13 protein-coding genes are annotated in these 14,796 nt (G+C 56.1%); 5 read left to right on the plus strand and 8 right to left on the minus strand.

The genetic code is table 11. The features are described 5' to 3' along the window. Window positions 1-26: 26 nt before the first annotated feature. Genes L5220_RS01600 through glgA form a run of 7 tightly spaced genes read right to left on the minus strand, consistent with a single transcriptional unit; the run spans window position 27 to window position 8,086 of the window. The gene (locus tag L5220_RS01600) at window positions 27-1,742 is read right to left on the minus strand and encodes an NAD+ synthase (protein WP_499571178.1); all 1,716 of its coding nucleotides are present in this window, start codon (window positions 1,740-1,742) and stop codon (window positions 27-29) included. A 16-nt stretch (window positions 1,743-1,758) separates the two neighbouring features. Then, on the minus strand, window positions 1,759-2,466 hold the full coding sequence (locus L5220_RS01605; protein WP_499571179.1) for an NUDIX hydrolase: 708 nt from the start codon (window positions 2,464-2,466) through the stop codon (window positions 1,759-1,761). A 3-nt stretch (window positions 2,467-2,469) separates the two neighbouring features. Continuing rightward, a complete protein-coding gene (locus tag L5220_RS01610) occupies window positions 2,470-3,024 on the minus strand; it encodes a nicotinate-nucleotide adenylyltransferase (protein WP_499571181.1) in 555 nt (184 codons plus the stop codon). Next, entirely contained in the window at window positions 3,021-4,334 is a 1,314-nt protein-coding gene (locus tag L5220_RS01615) for a nicotinate phosphoribosyltransferase (protein ID WP_448513899.1), read from the minus strand. Before L5220_RS01615 ends, L5220_RS01610 begins: the two co-directional genes overlap by 4 nt. Window positions 4,335-4,358: 24 nt before the next feature. Further along, window positions 4,359-5,348 (minus strand): o-succinylbenzoate synthase, encoded by a 990-nt coding sequence (locus tag L5220_RS01620; protein WP_499571183.1) that lies wholly within the window; start codon window positions 5,346-5,348, stop codon window positions 4,359-4,361. 20 nt (window positions 5,349-5,368) lie between these two features. After that, window positions 5,369-6,643, minus strand: a complete 1,275-nt coding sequence (locus tag L5220_RS01625) for a recombinase family protein (protein WP_499571440.1) — start codon at window positions 6,641-6,643, stop codon at window positions 5,369-5,371. 12 nt (window positions 6,644-6,655) lie between these two features. Beyond that, complete coding sequence (gene glgA / locus L5220_RS01630) at window positions 6,656-8,086, minus strand: glycogen synthase GlgA (protein ID WP_499571185.1); 1,431 nt, start codon at window positions 8,084-8,086, stop codon at window positions 6,656-6,658. Between the two features lie 122 nt (window positions 8,087-8,208). Between glgA and L5220_RS01635 the strand changes: the two genes are divergently transcribed. Further along, window positions 8,209-9,504 carry a glutamate-5-semialdehyde dehydrogenase gene (locus L5220_RS01635; protein WP_499571187.1) on the plus strand — a complete coding sequence of 432 codons (1,296 nt, stop codon included), beginning with the start codon at window positions 8,209-8,211 and terminating at the stop codon, window positions 9,502-9,504. Between the two features lie 69 nt (window positions 9,505-9,573). Here L5220_RS01635 and L5220_RS01640 read toward each other — a convergent pair whose 3' ends face one another. After that, window positions 9,574-11,244, minus strand: coding sequence for an iron uptake porin (locus L5220_RS01640; RefSeq protein ID WP_499571189.1), 1,671 nt, complete (start codon window positions 11,242-11,244; stop codon window positions 9,574-9,576). A 482-nt stretch (window positions 11,245-11,726) separates the two neighbouring features. Here L5220_RS01640 and radC point away from each other — a divergent pair, with 482 nt between their 5' ends. The 4 genes from radC to L5220_RS01660 all read left to right on the plus strand — a co-directional run bounded on the left by radC (window position 11,727) and on the right by L5220_RS01660 (window position 14,786). Beyond that, window positions 11,727-12,473, plus strand: a complete 747-nt coding sequence (gene radC / locus L5220_RS01645) for a RadC family protein (protein ID WP_099799372.1) — start codon at window positions 11,727-11,729, stop codon at window positions 12,471-12,473. Between the two features lie 100 nt (window positions 12,474-12,573). Next, window positions 12,574-13,581 (plus strand): phosphodiester glycosidase family protein, encoded by a 1,008-nt coding sequence (locus tag L5220_RS01650; RefSeq protein ID WP_499498639.1) that lies wholly within the window; start codon window positions 12,574-12,576, stop codon window positions 13,579-13,581. 72 nt (window positions 13,582-13,653) lie between these two features. Continuing rightward, entirely contained in the window at window positions 13,654-13,809 is a 156-nt protein-coding gene (locus L5220_RS01655; protein ID WP_227517371.1) for a photosystem II reaction center X protein, read from the plus strand. Between the two features lie 83 nt (window positions 13,810-13,892). Next, window positions 13,893-14,786 carry a Ycf66 family protein gene (locus L5220_RS01660; RefSeq protein ID WP_499571191.1) on the plus strand — a complete coding sequence of 298 codons (894 nt, stop codon included), beginning with the start codon at window positions 13,893-13,895 and terminating at the stop codon, window positions 14,784-14,786. Window positions 14,787-14,796: the final 10 nt, after the last annotated feature.

Consider the following 14,796-nt stretch of genomic DNA (forward strand, 5'->3'; position numbering starts at 1 on the left):
CCCGCTTATGATAGCACTCCTCACTCTTACCAACGCGCAGCAATGGGCATCCGCCAGCCTGAACCAAAGGCGCGATCGGTAATTTTTAGACCCGGAGCTGCCTGTTGCCGCTTAAATTCAGCCCGCTGCACCATCTGCCGCACCCGCTGCACAAGAGCAAGGTCATAGCCTTGGTCAGCAATGTCGCCGTCTGAGTAGTGGCGATCGATCATCAGCGCGAGGATGCCATCTAGCACATCGTAGGGGGGCAGCGTATCTTGATCGGTTTGATTGGGCTTGAGTTCGGCGCTAGGGGCCTTCGTCAGAATGGCGACGGGAATGACCCCATTGCCCCGAGGGGTGAGTTCGGGAATCGGTGTCCCTTGGCTCGCCTGCTGGTTGAGCCAGTGGCAAAGTTCATAAACACGGGTTTTGGGGACATCGGCAATGGCCGCCAAGCCGCCACTCATGTCCCCATAAAGGGTGCAGTAGCCCACCGCCAATTCGGACTTATTCCCTGTAGAAATGAGGAGGTGGCCAAATTTGTTGGCGATCGCCATCAGCAGGGTACCGCGGATGCGGGCTTGGATATTTTCCTCGGCCACCCCCGGAGTGGTCTGGGCAAACAGCGGTGCCAGTACGTGGTGATAGGTTTCCATCAGGGGGGCAATGGGTAACTGTGCGGTCTGGATCCCCAAGTTGAGCGCCAGATCCTTGGCATCGGTAATGGAGTGTACAGAACTGTAAGGAGAGGGCATCAACACCCCTAAAACGTTCTCGTGACCCACTGCTGCCGTGGCGATCGCCGCCACCAAGGCAGAGTCAATACCGCCACTGAGGCCAATCACCACCCGCTCAAAGCTACACTTGCGGGCATAGTCCCTGACACCCAGGACTAAGGCTTGCCAAATTTCTGCGGCTTCTGTGGCTGGCCGCGGGGCAACCGTGGTGGGTTGCAAATCTCCGTTGTCCCACACCGCCGGCAACCAATCCTCTTGAAAACTATGGGCTTGGCTCACCACTGCCCCCGTACGGCTCACCGCAAGGCTGGTGCCATCAAAAATCAAATCATCATTTCCCCCTACTTGGTTTACATATATCAGTGGACAGCCGTACTGCTGAACCGTATGCTCAATTAAGGCCTGCCGCAACTTGGGTTTAGCCACACAGTAGGGAGAGGCAGACAGGTTGACAATCAACTCTGCTCCTTGGGCCGCCAACTCTGCGACCGGATTTTTCTGGTAGTGCCGCTCTCCCCAAAAGGCTTCGTTATTCCAAAGGTCTTCACAGATGGTGACACCAATGGTGAGGCAGTCGCTACTGGTTTGCAACCGCCATAGATTATTGGTATCGCCGGGGGCAAAATAGCGGCTTTCATCAAATACATCGTAGGTGGGCAGCAGTTGCTTGGCAAAGACCCGCTGTACCGTTCCCCCCTGCAACAGCGCCGCACCATTGTATAGCGGCTTTTCGCCGTTACGGCTGGCTGCCGGATTGGGCAGTACGGTTCCCACGAGCACCGCTACGTTGGGGGGCAAGGCTTGGGCCAGTGCGTCTAGCTCTTTTTGGATATTGTCAATGAAATAGCGGTTTAGTAAGAGATCCTTGGGCGGGTAACCACACAGTGCTAGCTCTGAGGTAATGACCACGTCCACCGGCTGGCGATGATGCAGTGCTTTTACCCCTTGGGCGATCGCCCGAGCATTCCCGCTGAGGTCGCCAACGATGGGGTTAAGCTGGGCCATCCACAGATGCACTGCCATACAACCTCCTAAACAGCTATACAAACACTAAGGGCTTATCTTTGAGGGGGGCAAAGGCCTCGCGATCGAAGCGGTAGAGGGTAGCCGGACGACCCGCACCCCGAATGACTTTTTGCTGTGTATCCTGCAAAATGCCCAATTTAAGTAGCCGCGAGCGGAAGTTAGAATAATCGGAAAAATTGGGGCCAAGGACTGTGCTATACAGCTGGTACAGATCATTGAGGGTAAAGTACTCTGGCAGTACGTCAAAAGCGACGGGGCTGTACTCTAGTTTGTTGCACAGGCGGCGGTGACCATAGGCCAGAATCATGCTGTGGTCAAAGGCTAAGGGAGGACAGCCGTGCACCGTAAACCACTGCACACGGGACTCGCCGGTGGCAATGAGTTGGGCATCGGCAAAGCGCACCAAGGCAAAGTAACTCACCGAGAGATAGCGTGTTCCGTAGGCGGTGTCTGCTTCGCGGGGATCCCGTCCAGGGCCGCCAAAGGTATAAAGCTGCTCAAGGTAGAGGTTATTGACACAAATTTTTTCCGCTAGGGTGCGGTAGGCGGCGGCTTCTAAGGACTCTCCGTGCCGGACAAGGGTGCCCGGTAGGCTCCACTCGCCAGCAAACGGCCAGTGTTGTCGCTGCACCAACAGCACCAACAGGCGATTTGCATCGGTATCCACCGAGAAAATTACGTTGTCAACACCAACAACAAATTCGGCTAAGGCGGAGGTCATATGCTAAGAGTAGAGTCCTTGCTGTTGGATATACTGCGCGATCGCGGGTAGGAGTTGCTGGGGGTCGCCCTCTTGGCGATAGGTTGTTGAGGAGACCTGTGGGCCACGATAGTTGGCCAGCTCCAAGTGGTGGCAAAGCGTCTGCAAGGCTTGCCAGTCCTCACGATCAATCACCMCCCCGGGGCGTTGCAAAACCAGCAGGCTGACCTGCCGTAACAGGTCTTCCACCCGATACCAGTGGCGGAGTTTAGGCAAGACATCACTGCCCACGACCAAGGTGAAGGAGTCTTGGGGCCACTGGGCGCGCGCTGCCTCTACAGAGTGCAAAGTGTAACGATGGCTGAGTTCAGCACGGTGCTCAACGTTGGGGCAATTCAGATGCTGCACGAGCAGACCCAGCATGGTTTGGCGTAGGGGTAAGGGGGTTTGCTGAACCTTAAAGGGGTTGTCCGCTGCCCAAACAAGGACGCGGTCGTAGCGATCGCTCAGCCACTGCAAAATATCACCATGGGCAGTGGTTGGCGGATCGGCACTGGTGCCAAACAGCGCAATCCTCATGGCTGGCTCCGTAACTGCTGGACTAGGGCGTCTAGTGCCGGTGAATAGACCACTGGCTGGGGGGTTTCCTGCACGGTGGGGGGGAGGGCACTCAGGCTACTTCGATGGCGATCGCCAATCGTACGGACAGACTCTACGGGGATTAAGGGCTGACCATCTTGCATCACTTGCTCAAGCAGGGGTGTACCCCAGACATCGGCTTCATCTGCAAGAGCGAGGTAATCACCGCTGGGGCGGCGATAAATTTGCTTGCGACCGGGCAGTGTCCCTTTGCCACTGGAGCGTTTCATCACACCATGGCCATTGATCTCCACGAGTTTATAGACCCCATTCACCGGATCACCCGTAACGAGCTTCGTGCCAATGCCGTAGGCATCAATGGTGGCACCCGCCGTCAGCAGTCGCCGAATTTCTGCTTCGTCTAAATCACCACTGGCCACAATTTTGGCGTGGGGCAACAACTGGCGAATTTTTTGAGAGAGGCTCACCAGATCGCCGGAGTCAATGCGCACGGCTTGCACTTGCAGTTCTCCAGCCGCTTCACGGTTGGCCAAGGTGGCCACAGCACTTAAGGTATCGTAGGTATCCACTAGGAGAGCAGCATCGGGGTAGTAGCGCAAAAATACAGTAAACGCATCTTGCTCGGTTCCTATCGTGGTGGCGATCGCCATCACCAGCGAGTGCGCCATGGTACCGGTGGGGGCAACGCCCAATTGCTGCGCGGCCAACACATTGGAGGTGGCATTAAATCCTGCGGCTAAGGCCGCCCGCGCTGCCCAAAGGGAGGCTTGGGGGCTAAAGGCACGCCGCGTCCCAAACTCTAGCAGTGCCACGGTGTCTCCCACCAGTTGCCGCAACCGCGAGGCACGGGTGGCAATCAAGGTTTGGTAGTTGAGGGTATTGAGGATAACGGTTTCCACCCACTGCGCCTGCCATAGTGGGGCTTCGATGCGCAGGAGCGGCTCTTGGGCAAACACAACGGTTCCTTCCGGCACAGCCCACACGGTGCCTTGAAAGCGACTGTCGTGCAGCAGTTCCCAAAACGCTGCTGGTGCCCGCTCAAAGACGGCTAAACCTTGCAAATACTCGATCTGCTCGGGGGTAAGGCAAAACTGGCTGAGGTAGTCCAGCACTTGGGCTAACCCCATCGCCACCAAGTAGGTATGCCCCCGCGGCAGGCGGCGCACCGTTACCTCAAAGCTAGCGGGCAGCATGGCCAAGCCCTCCCCCGCGTAAGCTGCTGCCATCGTCACTTGGTACAAATCCGTTAGGAGGCTGTAGTCACTGGCAGCAACGGTGAAACTGGTCATGGTGCTGGGGAGAAAGAGGGTAGTTCATTTATAGTAATTTTTACCATAATTGTCAAGGCGTTGCCACTCACTGGTGTAGTCTGCCAAGGAGGTCAGGAGAGTAACGGGTCGCCAGCGATCCACGCCAAAGCCAAGGGCGTGCTGGGGTTGCCATATTTGCAAGAGGTTAAAAATAGCCGTGCGGGCGATCGCCCCTTCCAGAGCGGAGGAAAACACCAATTGCGTCAAGGGCAGCCCTTGGGCCAGCAAGTGGTTTAACCGCGCTGGCGCACCGAATAGAGCGGGTTTGATGACGTACAGTCCCGGCCATTGCCGCGCGTGCCACTGCTGGAGTTGCCGCCAGCTCACCACACTTTCATCGAGGGCAACAGGAATTGCAAACCCTTGGGCTAACCTCTCTAGGCTCTCCCAGTCAGCGGCTGGCAAGGGTTGTTCCACCCATTCAATCCGCTCTGCTGGCCATCGGTCTAGCCACCGTAACCACTGCACAGCGGTGTGCCAGTCCCAACTGCCATTGGCATCCAGCCGCAGCGTTACCCCAGCCGGCAGTTGTGCTAACAGCTCTGCAAGGATGGCCTGTTCGTGGGCTGGGGAATCCACCCCCACTTTCCACTTAAAGGTGCGGTAGCCCTGTTGCCACCCTAGGTGCCACTCCTGTAGTGCCCGCGGCCCACTGCTGAGCAACCTACAGAGCGGCCAGTTCCCCAACGTATAGGGTAAGCGGCCAACACTCTGCCAAGCGGTCGCAAACCCAAACTGGGCGGCGGGCAAGTCATCGGGAATAGCGGCAATGATCTCAGGGGTTAACTGGGGTGGCAGTTCCTGACAAAGGGCAATAGCTGCCCCTAGGGATTCTGTGCCCCACCCCGGCAGGGGGGCAATTTCGCCGTAGCCTATCTGACCCTGCTCATTTTGCAGCCGTAGGTAAATGCCTTGGCGCGATCGCCACACGCCTTGTGCGGTTGCTAGGGGTTCCCGTAACGGCTCAGTATAAACAAACCACTGCCACTGCACAGCGCTAGAAACTCTAGAATCTAGAAAATGAACTGAAGGTGTATTTGCCATTGTTCCTGCGGCGGACTCCGTACTTCAATCCCTCGCAAAAATTCACGAAAGTAAAACCGCTGCTCTGCCGCGGAAAGCTGGTACCAAAACTGGGGTTGGCTGAGAGTGACCACTAACTGCATCAGATTTCTGGGGGGGAGTTGAGCTTGCTGATCCTGTAGCTGCGAGAGCTGTGCCTGCAATTTATAGCGGCGGAGTTGCGCCGTCTCCGCATCTAAAAGACCTATTGTTTCTAGGTCTTGCAATTGGTCAAGGTGCTGCTGGATTTGGCCGATGGCCTCTGGTAGGTGAGAGGGGGGCTGCGCCAGTTGGGCGATCGCCGGTGGCAAGCACTGACAAATTTGCGCAATGACCGTTTCCAGTGCCCTCTGGTAGGGAATACTGCGGCATTTTGGCCGCTGGGGGCAGTGCAGGGGCCGCAGATAGCAGTACTGGGGTGCTTGGCGATAGCCACTCACTTGGATACGGCCAAAGCGGTGGTGGCATTGCCCACACACCACTAAGCCAGCAAGGGGGTGGGGGGCGCTAGCACTGCGGCGGGGCAACCCACGGTTACGCCGCAAGAGGCGATCCACTTGCGCTGCTTCATCCGCAGAGATCAGGGGAGTGTGGGTATTGCGGATAACCGTCTGGCCTTGGTAGCGCAGATGACCGCGATACACAGGATGCGTCAGCCAGCGCCGAGCCGTGGTAACGCTAATGGTTTTTTGATGGGCAGCCGCAATAAAGCGAACTGCCGCACTTAAGGAGCCGTACAGCAAAAAGTGCTCGACAAAATCTTTGACCACCACCGCCGCGGCGCGATCCACCACGTAATGGTCTTTACCACGCCGGTAGCCGTAGGGGGCACGCCCGGGGGGCGGCTGATGTTTGAGGCGATTGCGGGCATGGCCATGGCGTAGAGTTTGGCGATGGAGCTGCTCTTTGACGTGCTGCCAGAGGTTTAACAAGCGATCGGCAGGGACAGGGCGATCGCTCACGTAGCCCTCGGCCAAGGCAATGACCGTCACCCCTGCTGCTTCGAGGTGCTTGAGGCGATCGTTCACCTCAGGAATAGACGTGCCCAACACACTCAAGCTGGGCAGTAACCAATAGCCCGGTTGCAGGTGGGCAAGCAACTGCCGCAATTGGGGGCGATGGGGTTCCACATCCAAAACCCAGCGATCAATCTCGCTTCCCCACGGATATGCCTCTGGTAGGGGTTGCCAGAGGGGGTCAATGTACTCGTAGGCAATAATGACCACTGTTGGCAAGTACTACGACGTAAGCGCTCCTGTCGGTAGATGCAATGGCGGGGKGGGCATGGCCTCCGGCGGCAAACCATAAATTGAGTTGTAGAGGGCGTTGTAGGCCAACGCTGATTTTGTCCAGCTAAAGTCCTCGCGCATCCCTCGCTGTTGCAGTGCCTGCCACTCCGGCTTATAGCGGAACCCTTCCCACGCCCGCACTAAGCAGGTGTAAAAGTCGAGGGGTTCGTAGCGGTCAAAGCAGTAGCCGGTGCCGGTTTTTGCCTCGGGATCGTGGTGGGATACGGTATCCACCAACCCGCCGGTGCGCCGGACAATTGGCACACAGCCGTAGCGCAGGGCAATCATCTGGGCAATACCGCACGGCTCAAAGCGGCTGGGCATGGCAAACGCATCGGAGCCAGCATAAATCCGCCGCGACAGCACATCGCTGTAGAGCAACTGAACGCTACAGCGACCAGGAAAGCGCGACGCGATCTGCCACATCTGGGTTTCGTAGTAGCGATCGCCGGTGCCGAGGAGCACAAACTGGCTATCGGTGTAGGCCAAGAAGCGATCCAGTACTTGCAGAAGTAAGTCCAGCCCCTTTTGCTCCACTAGGCGGGTGACCATCCCCACCAGAAATCGCCCCGCATTGACCTCTAACCCTAGCTCTTCTTGGAGGGCAATTTTGTTGGCTTTGCGCTTGTCTAGGGTATCCACCGAGAAGTTTTGTACCAAGGCGCGATCGCTACTGGGGTCAAACACCTCCGGATCAATCCCGTTCAGAATGCCCGACAGCTTACCACTAATAAACGAGAGCAGTCCTTCTAGCTTTTCACCGTACTCTGGGGTCTTAATTTGCTCAGCGTAGGTCGGCGAAACTGTATTGACGCGATCGGCGTACTGCACCGCTGCCGCCATTGTATTGTGCCCTTGCATGTACCATGGACACCACGTCATTTGCTCGAGCCGCCACCGCCACGGCCCTTGGTAGGCGAGGTTATGGATGGTGAACACCGTCGTAATATCTGGGTCTTGGTGCATCCAAACCGGAATCATGCCCGTGTGCCAGTCATGGCAGTGAATAATCTGGGGTTTCCAGTAATTCCACGCAAACTCTGCCGCCCCATTGGCAAACAAGGTAAACCGCCAGTCCTCGTCTTCACCGTAATACACACGGCGGGGATTAAAGCTGGGATGGCCAAAGAGATACAGCGGCACGTCTGAACCGGGTAACACCGTTTCATAGACATGGAATGTTTGAAACATGGCAAAGCCAGTCCAAATAGGGTCTTTAGGAATCTCGATCTTATCGGGCAAAAAACCGTAGTAGGGCATAAAGATTCGCACATCATGACCCATCCGCCGTAATACTTTCGGCAGGGAACCAACAACATCCCCCATTCCCCCCACTTTCGCTAAGGGGGCAGCTTCGGCAGCAACAAATAAAATCCGCATGATCCTCCTAAACTTATCCCTTGGAGGTCACCCTAGGGCAACCTAATTGCCGTTACCCTACCATACCTATGGGGCAATTTAGCGTAGGATCCCTCTAGACTCTTCTGATGCTTTCTTAACCTATGCCAGTTACAGAATCTTCCCTTGTCCAGCGGGTGAAAGCGGTTCACGAATGCGCTCGCCTATTGGCAAGCCTTGATGCTGCGGCTCGGAATCAGGCGCTAGAAGCTGTCGCGGTGGCGCTGGAGGCAGCAACCCCTGAAATTTTAGCGGCAAACCACACTGACTGCGAACAGGCGCGAGCAAATGGTCTAACTCCCTCCCTTTACGCGCGCTTAGAACTTAGTCCTAGTAAATTGGCAGCCGCGATCGCCGGGGTGCGCCAAGTGGCGGCACTGCCAGATCCCCTAGGGCAACGGCAACTGCATCGCCAGTTAGATGATGGCCTCATTCTCAGTCGGGTTACCTGCCCCCTCGGTGTGCTGGGGGTAATCTTTGAAGCCCGCCCAGATGCGGTGATGCAAATTGCCGCACTGGCTATTAAATCGGGCAATGGTGCTATTCTCAAGGGGGGTCAGGAGGCGAGCCGCTCCTGCCAAGCCATTATGCAGGCGATTCAGCAGGGATTGGCAACCTCTGCGGTACCTGCCGGGGCGATCGCCCTGTTAATGCGCCGCGCCGAGATTACAGAGCTATTGCAGTTGGAGGAGTGGGTCGATCTGATCATTCCGCGGGGGTCGAACGAGTTTGTCCGCTACATTCAAAACAATACCCGTATTCCCGTCCTGGGTCATGCCGATGGCCTCTGCCATCTTTACGTGGATGTGGCCGCTGATCTCGACAAGGCGATCGCCATCACCGTAGATGCCAAAACCCAGTACCCCGCCGCCTGCAATGCCATTGAAACCCTACTGGTGCATCGTGGTATTGCCGATGAATTTTTACCCAAGGTTGCCGCCGCCCTGAGCCAAGCGGGGGTTGAATTGCGCGGCGATGCCCTTGCCTGCCACCTTGTGCCCATGACCTTGGTCAGCGAAGCCGATTGGACAACGGAATACTGCGACCTCATCCTTGCCATTAAAGTAGTGGCTAACCTAGAGGCCGCCCTCGAGCACATTGCCACCTATGGCTCTGGCCACACCGAAGCCATTGTCACCGAGAACCCTGCCACTGCCGAGCGTTTTTTACAGGATGTGGATGCCGCTAATGTGTTTCATAACTGCTCCACCCGCTTTGCGGATGGATTTCGCTATGGCTTTGGTGCCGAAGTGGGGATTAGCACCCACAAACTGCCGCCCCGTGGGCCTGTGGGTCTAGAGGGTCTGGTGACCTATAAATATCAACTGGTGGGGGATGGCCATATCGTTGCCAGTTATAGCGGTGACGGCGCAAAACCCTTTCAGCACCGCGACCTTTAACTATAAAAATAACTATGAAAAAAGGAGCCGCCTTGCGGACAGGCTCCTGATACTCTCGCTAGAGAACCCTTAGAAGGTAAAGGTGGTGCGCACCACCCCTAAGATGATGGGGGAATTGTTGCTGTTGCTGTTGGGGTTCACCAACGCAATGATCCCTGGGGTAATAGCAATGTTTGGCGAGACCCGATAGCGGTATAACCCTTCGATGTGGTAGGAATTAAATGCCGTCGAGGGGGCAAACCCACCAAACGTATTTCTGACATTGATCGTTTGCGGCGGCTGACCAAAGATAATCCCCAAGACATCCCCTTTGCTCAGCAGATCAGGCACAGCAGCACTAACCGCCCAGTTCAGCACCTCCGCATTTCTGGCACCTGCAACAAAATCAGCCTGATTTTGCACAATACGCACATCTGAGTACCCGACCCAACCAGCCACATTAAGTTTCTGGATGGGGCGATAGGTGAACTGAAAGCCAAAGCTATCGGCGGCAGTATTGCGGTCATTGACCCCAGTGGGGTTGGCCGCAGACCCAGCAAAGCCACTGCTCCCCGTGCCTCCAGCAACGTTTGTGCCAAAGGATCGGACATAGGTGAAACCAAAGGCCATATTTTTTGCTGGCCGCAGGTCTAACTGAGCTAGGGCACCGTAGGCACCATTGAAGAAGCCATTGTCATTACCTAGGGCATTATTGGGGCCTGCAGGATTAACCGACCGATCAAACGGCAGATTAGCCCGTGGGGCTTGGTAGCTAAGGTTAAAGTCTATCCCCGTTCCTCGCTCTTTATTTTCAAGAATTTTGTAGCGCAGGGACAGACCCGCACCACCACCCGCAATACGATAAATGGGATTAAAACGACCAAAGCGCGTCAGAGAACCAGTTTCATCGGATTGCAGTAGCGGGTTAAAGACAAACACGTTCTTATCAAAGTTACCCGCATTGGCATCAAAGGCCAGAAAGAGGCGATCGCCAAGGGGGGTGCGGTAATAGAGATCATCAACGCCAAAGGCACCTGCGGTATTGGTGTCGTAGGCTAGACGCGCCATGTTTGTGCCAGTCACTAACTGATAGAGGGGCATATTGGCCGCCTGAAGGCGCACCCGCAACACATCTTTCCCGGAAAAACTCGTATCAAAGTTAAACCGAGCGCGGTAGGTGACAACGGGATTGTCTTGAATGGTAGAGCCGCTACCAGGGGCGGGTACTGCCGTGGTTCCTGACAAAACATCGGACACGTTAACCAGCACAGAACTACGCAGCACCGTCATGGTGGCAAACTGGGTGGCCTCTAGGTTGGCAACCCGGCCTTCTAGGTTGGTGACCCGACCTTTCACAAGTGCCAGTTCGTTGGCAAATTCCTGCATCAATTTTTGCAGGGTGGCGAGGTCTTCCTTCGTCGCAAAGCGATCGCTGATCACATCGAGGCACGCATTTACAGCAGCAGCCAGCTCATAGCGAGTCGCCGCGCGGTTCCCGCGGAAGGTGCCATCCGGATAGCCCGCAATGCAACCGTATTTTTCGACCAAGGAGGCTAAGGCTTGATAGGCCCAGTCGGTCGGGCGCACATCCGACAACTGGTTGACCGAGGTCACCTGGGGTAAGTTGCGGCGAATGCCAAGGCTCTGCTCTTGAGGCTGCGATGAAGTGGGAAGGACTGCACCAGAGTCTAGCTCTGCCACCGAGGGCACGGGAGCCGCCGGGCGCCGATTTTGGGCAATCACCGTCACAGGCTCAGGCACTTGTTGATTATTAGTCTCAAAATATCCTGCTGAATTTGGTAACACACTTTCTAAAGCATGTTGCAATTTATTAGCAGTTAGTGCAGGCAATGTCCAACTGACTGGAACCACTGCCAGCCCTAGACAAGCCCATAACGGTCGTGCCATAACTCACTCCTCAACTGATGATTTTGTTGGATCTAGCAACCTCAAAGACACTTTTTAAGGGGATTTTGGCCAAACAGGCAGTACCTGCCTCCCTAGGTTGGCAGCAGCAAGAGACTGCCCCTTGACCAATGAAAGCAAGGAGATGATTCGCAGCAAGTTCATTGAGGATAAACAGAGTAATTCTGTTCTTTGCTGTCTCTAGTGTTAATCAAATGCAAATGAAAGTCAACTAATTGTTGATCTGTTTGTGCCAGTCAATTAGGCGACACACCCATGGCATCCCTTGGTATGCTGTGGGAAGTAATTCTTACTGCCGTTGCTGACCCCGCTTGGCGATGTCCTACTCATTGCGTGTTACCGATCTACCCACGGGCGATCGCCCCCGCGAGAAACTCTTGAGTCATGGCTCTCGCCACCTGAGTTCCGCTGAATTGCTGGCCATTCTATTGGGCACCGGTCAAGGTCCGGGTAAACTCTCTGCTATTGGCTTGGGGCAGTTTATTCTCAAGCACCTAGCGCAGAATAGTAGTGAAGGAACCGATGCCGTCAGTGGGCTGCGGGACATCACCCCCGAAGAGCTCATGGCAATCCCTGGAGTGGGCCCGGCCAAAGCAACGACCATTTTGGCCGCCGTTGAGCTAGGAAAACGCGTCTTTCAATCGCGGCCTAGCGAGCAAACCCTGATTAACGATCCGGCGCTGGCTGCTGCCGTCCTTAGTGCTGACTTAATGTGGCAGGCCACGGAGCGCTTTGCTGTGCTCTTGCTAGACGTGCGGCATCGTCTGCTCGGCAGTCATGTGATCAGTGTCGGGACGGCAACCGAGACCCTTGCCCATCCCCGCGAAATTTTTCGGGAGGCCGTTCGCCGTAATGCGAGTCGGCTGATTATGGCGCACAACCATCCCTCTGGGAATCTAGAGGCAAGTCAGGCAGATCTTGAGCTAACGAAGCAGATGTTGCAAGCAGGCCAACTCATGGGGATTCCGGTGCTGGATCACCTGATTCTGGGGAACGGTGATTACCACAGCTTGCGAGAAAGCACCCAATTGTGGCAGCAATATCCCCAAGGGGATACCCCCTAGGCGGATCCGCCTTTTGCTGTTGTATTTGCGAAGAGCGTAGAGTAGAACCAAGAGCGTCTAACCTACGTCAGCTAGGGTAGCCCTGTCACTGGAGACCACCATGCTCAGCCTCCCGTTTGTGTCTGTGTTGGCAACAGTGCACTACTCCACCCACATGGTGGATCAAACACAGGTGTATATGGTGGCTGCCCCCATGGCTGAGTACGCGGTGGTCATGACCGAAGCCACCCCAGGTCGCCAAGATACCTCCCTCGAAACCACTGCTGCCTTTGCCCGGCGCACTGGCGCAGTAGTGGCGATGAACACGAACTTTTTTCGGTGGCTGGAGACTCGTTCCCTCAGCTCATGGCGGGACTATCAAGCGTGGGTAATGGGGCAGGTAACCCCTAACGGTATTGGCTATAGCGCTCTGCGCGAAACCTGCTTGACAGGACGGGGGAGTATTCCAGCAGGGGTCTTGGGGGCCTATGTGGTCAATGGCAAGGTGGTACGTCCCTACGAGGGCGGCTATCCAGCCCTTGTTCACTTTCCTGCCGCAGGGGGAATGGAATTCTATCGGGGGAAGTTGCCCCGCAATCCCTTTAATGTTGTCAGTGGTTCCCAGCAGCTCTTAGAGCAGGGCAATAAACTGCCGGTAAATGCTAGCGATCGCACCTCTCCCAAGGCCATTTTGGGACGACGCAGCAATGAATATGTCTTTGTTGTCAGTGATGGTCGAGGAAATGGCGGCTCAGTGGGGCTTTCGTTCCTCCAACTACAGGAGTTTTTACTCCAGCAGGGGGTCACCGATGCCACGGCGGTGGATGGCGGTGAGTCAGCCACGCTAGTGGTGGAAGGCGCCGTCAAAAACTATCCCAACGATCGGTTCTGTGCCTTGGCTCGGGTTCTACCGGCACCGACTCTTTCCTTTGTGAACCCCCAGGAGCAGGCACGGGAAGCGGCAATGGCCATGGGGCGATCGCTACGACCCACTGGCGCAAACATTGGCCTGGTGCCACGCAACCACGCCCAAGGGATGCCGGTGATCTCCTTGTGGGAGCGGCTGCGCAGTCGGGGATGGTGGAGCAAGATCATGGTGCGGCTGCGGGCGTGGCGCAATTGGGTATAGCCCCTTAGGAATCCCAACCACATTTTGTTAAAATCCTAATGTTGCTTTGACGTAGGGATTGGATCGGACGCCATGATGCACTCGCTGTCTGCTTACTCATTGTTGTTGACCATTACCCCTTCGCTGAAAGGATTCTTCATTGGCCTGTTGGCGGGGGCAATTGTGCTGGGGGCTGCCTTTGGTGCACTATTGATTTTTAGCCAAGTGGATAAAGTCCAGCGCTCCTAGGCGAGACATTGCGCCGTCTGCGCCGCGCACAAGATACCTAGCGCTATTCGTTAAAATAAGGGTCATAGTCTAATCATTAGGCTATGGCTCTGTGCCCTACCTTGCCCCTTCGCCCTCCGGCTGGAATGACACACGTTTTCTTTTCCCCGCTCCTTGGCCAAATTGTTAATGTTGGACTCGGCCCTGCTGGCATTCTGGGCATCGGTTTGGCAGTCGCAGGGGCACTCCTATACTTCCTGCGCTCAATTCAGCCAGAGTTAGCCCGGGATCACGATATCTTCTTTGCTGCGGTGGCGTTGCTGTGTGGCGGCATTCTCTTTTTTCAGGGGTGGCGGCTCGATCCCATTCTGTTGTTTGGTCAATTTTTACTCACGGGAACCGCTGCGTTCTTTGCCTACGAAAGTATTCGCCTGCGGCGCGCTGCCACGGAACAGGCACGGCGCAACACCCCCATCGTGGATGAAGAACGGCCAGTGAGTCGTAGCTACAGCTATCGGGCAGAATTAGAAGAGCTTGAACCCTACGATGACGAGGAGGAAGACGACTATCCCCCTGTTCGGCGTATTCGTGGTAGCCGGGACGCTGCTCGCTCTCGCTACGACGAGGACGACGAGTTTGACGATAGCCCACCCGTGGGTCGGTTGCCCTCGCGCCGCAGTAGTTCTAGCTCCCGTCCTGCCTCACCGCCAGAGCGATCGGTGCGCCGTCCCCCCTCCCGTCGCCCCCGCCCTGCGCCCCCTACCTCCCCTGTGGATGATATTGTGGATGAACCCTACCGTCCACCATCTCGTCCGCCAAGTCAGCGCCCCCCCACGACCCCTTCCCCAGAAACGACCGATCGCCCACGGCGGCGGCGTCCTCCCCGTCCGCGTCCCGACGTAACCAATGACGGTAGCGAGTACGTGCCTTACCAGCCCATCGATCGCCCCCCGGTGGATGAGCAGGATAACTCAGCTAATTTTGATGACGATAAATAGCGCCACGCTA

The sequence above is a fragment of the Synechococcus sp. PCC 6716 genome (genome assembly GCF_022570815.1).
In the GTDB taxonomy this organism is placed as follows: domain Bacteria; phylum Cyanobacteriota; class Cyanobacteriia; order Thermosynechococcales; family Thermosynechococcaceae; genus Thermosynechococcus; species Thermosynechococcus lividus.

Bases quoted from the DNA above. Each gene is read 5' to 3' on its own strand.
- L5220_RS01600 (WP_499571178.1), bottom strand. From the start codon at position 1,742: ATGGCAGTGCATCTGTGGATGGCCCAGCTTAACCCCATCGTTGGCGAC.
- L5220_RS01605 (WP_499571179.1), bottom strand. From the start codon at position 2,466: ATGACCTCCGCCTTAGCCGAATTTGTTGTTGGTGTTGACAACGTAATT.
- L5220_RS01615 (WP_448513899.1), bottom strand. From the start codon at position 4,334: ATGACCAGTTTCACCGTTGCTGCCAGTGACTACAGCCTCCTAACGGAT.
- L5220_RS01635 (WP_499571187.1), top strand. From the start codon at position 8,209: ATGCCAGTTACAGAATCTTCCCTTGTCCAGCGGGTGAAAGCGGTTCAC.
- radC (WP_099799372.1), top strand. From the start codon at position 11,727: ATGTCCTACTCATTGCGTGTTACCGATCTACCCACGGGCGATCGCCCC.
- L5220_RS01650 (WP_499498639.1), top strand. From the start codon at position 12,574: ATGCTCAGCCTCCCGTTTGTGTCTGTGTTGGCAACAGTGCACTACTCC.
- L5220_RS01655 (WP_227517371.1), top strand. From the start codon at position 13,654: ATGATGCACTCGCTGTCTGCTTACTCATTGTTGTTGACCATTACCCCT.
- L5220_RS01660 (WP_499571191.1), top strand. From the start codon at position 13,893: ATGGCTCTGTGCCCTACCTTGCCCCTTCGCCCTCCGGCTGGAATGACA.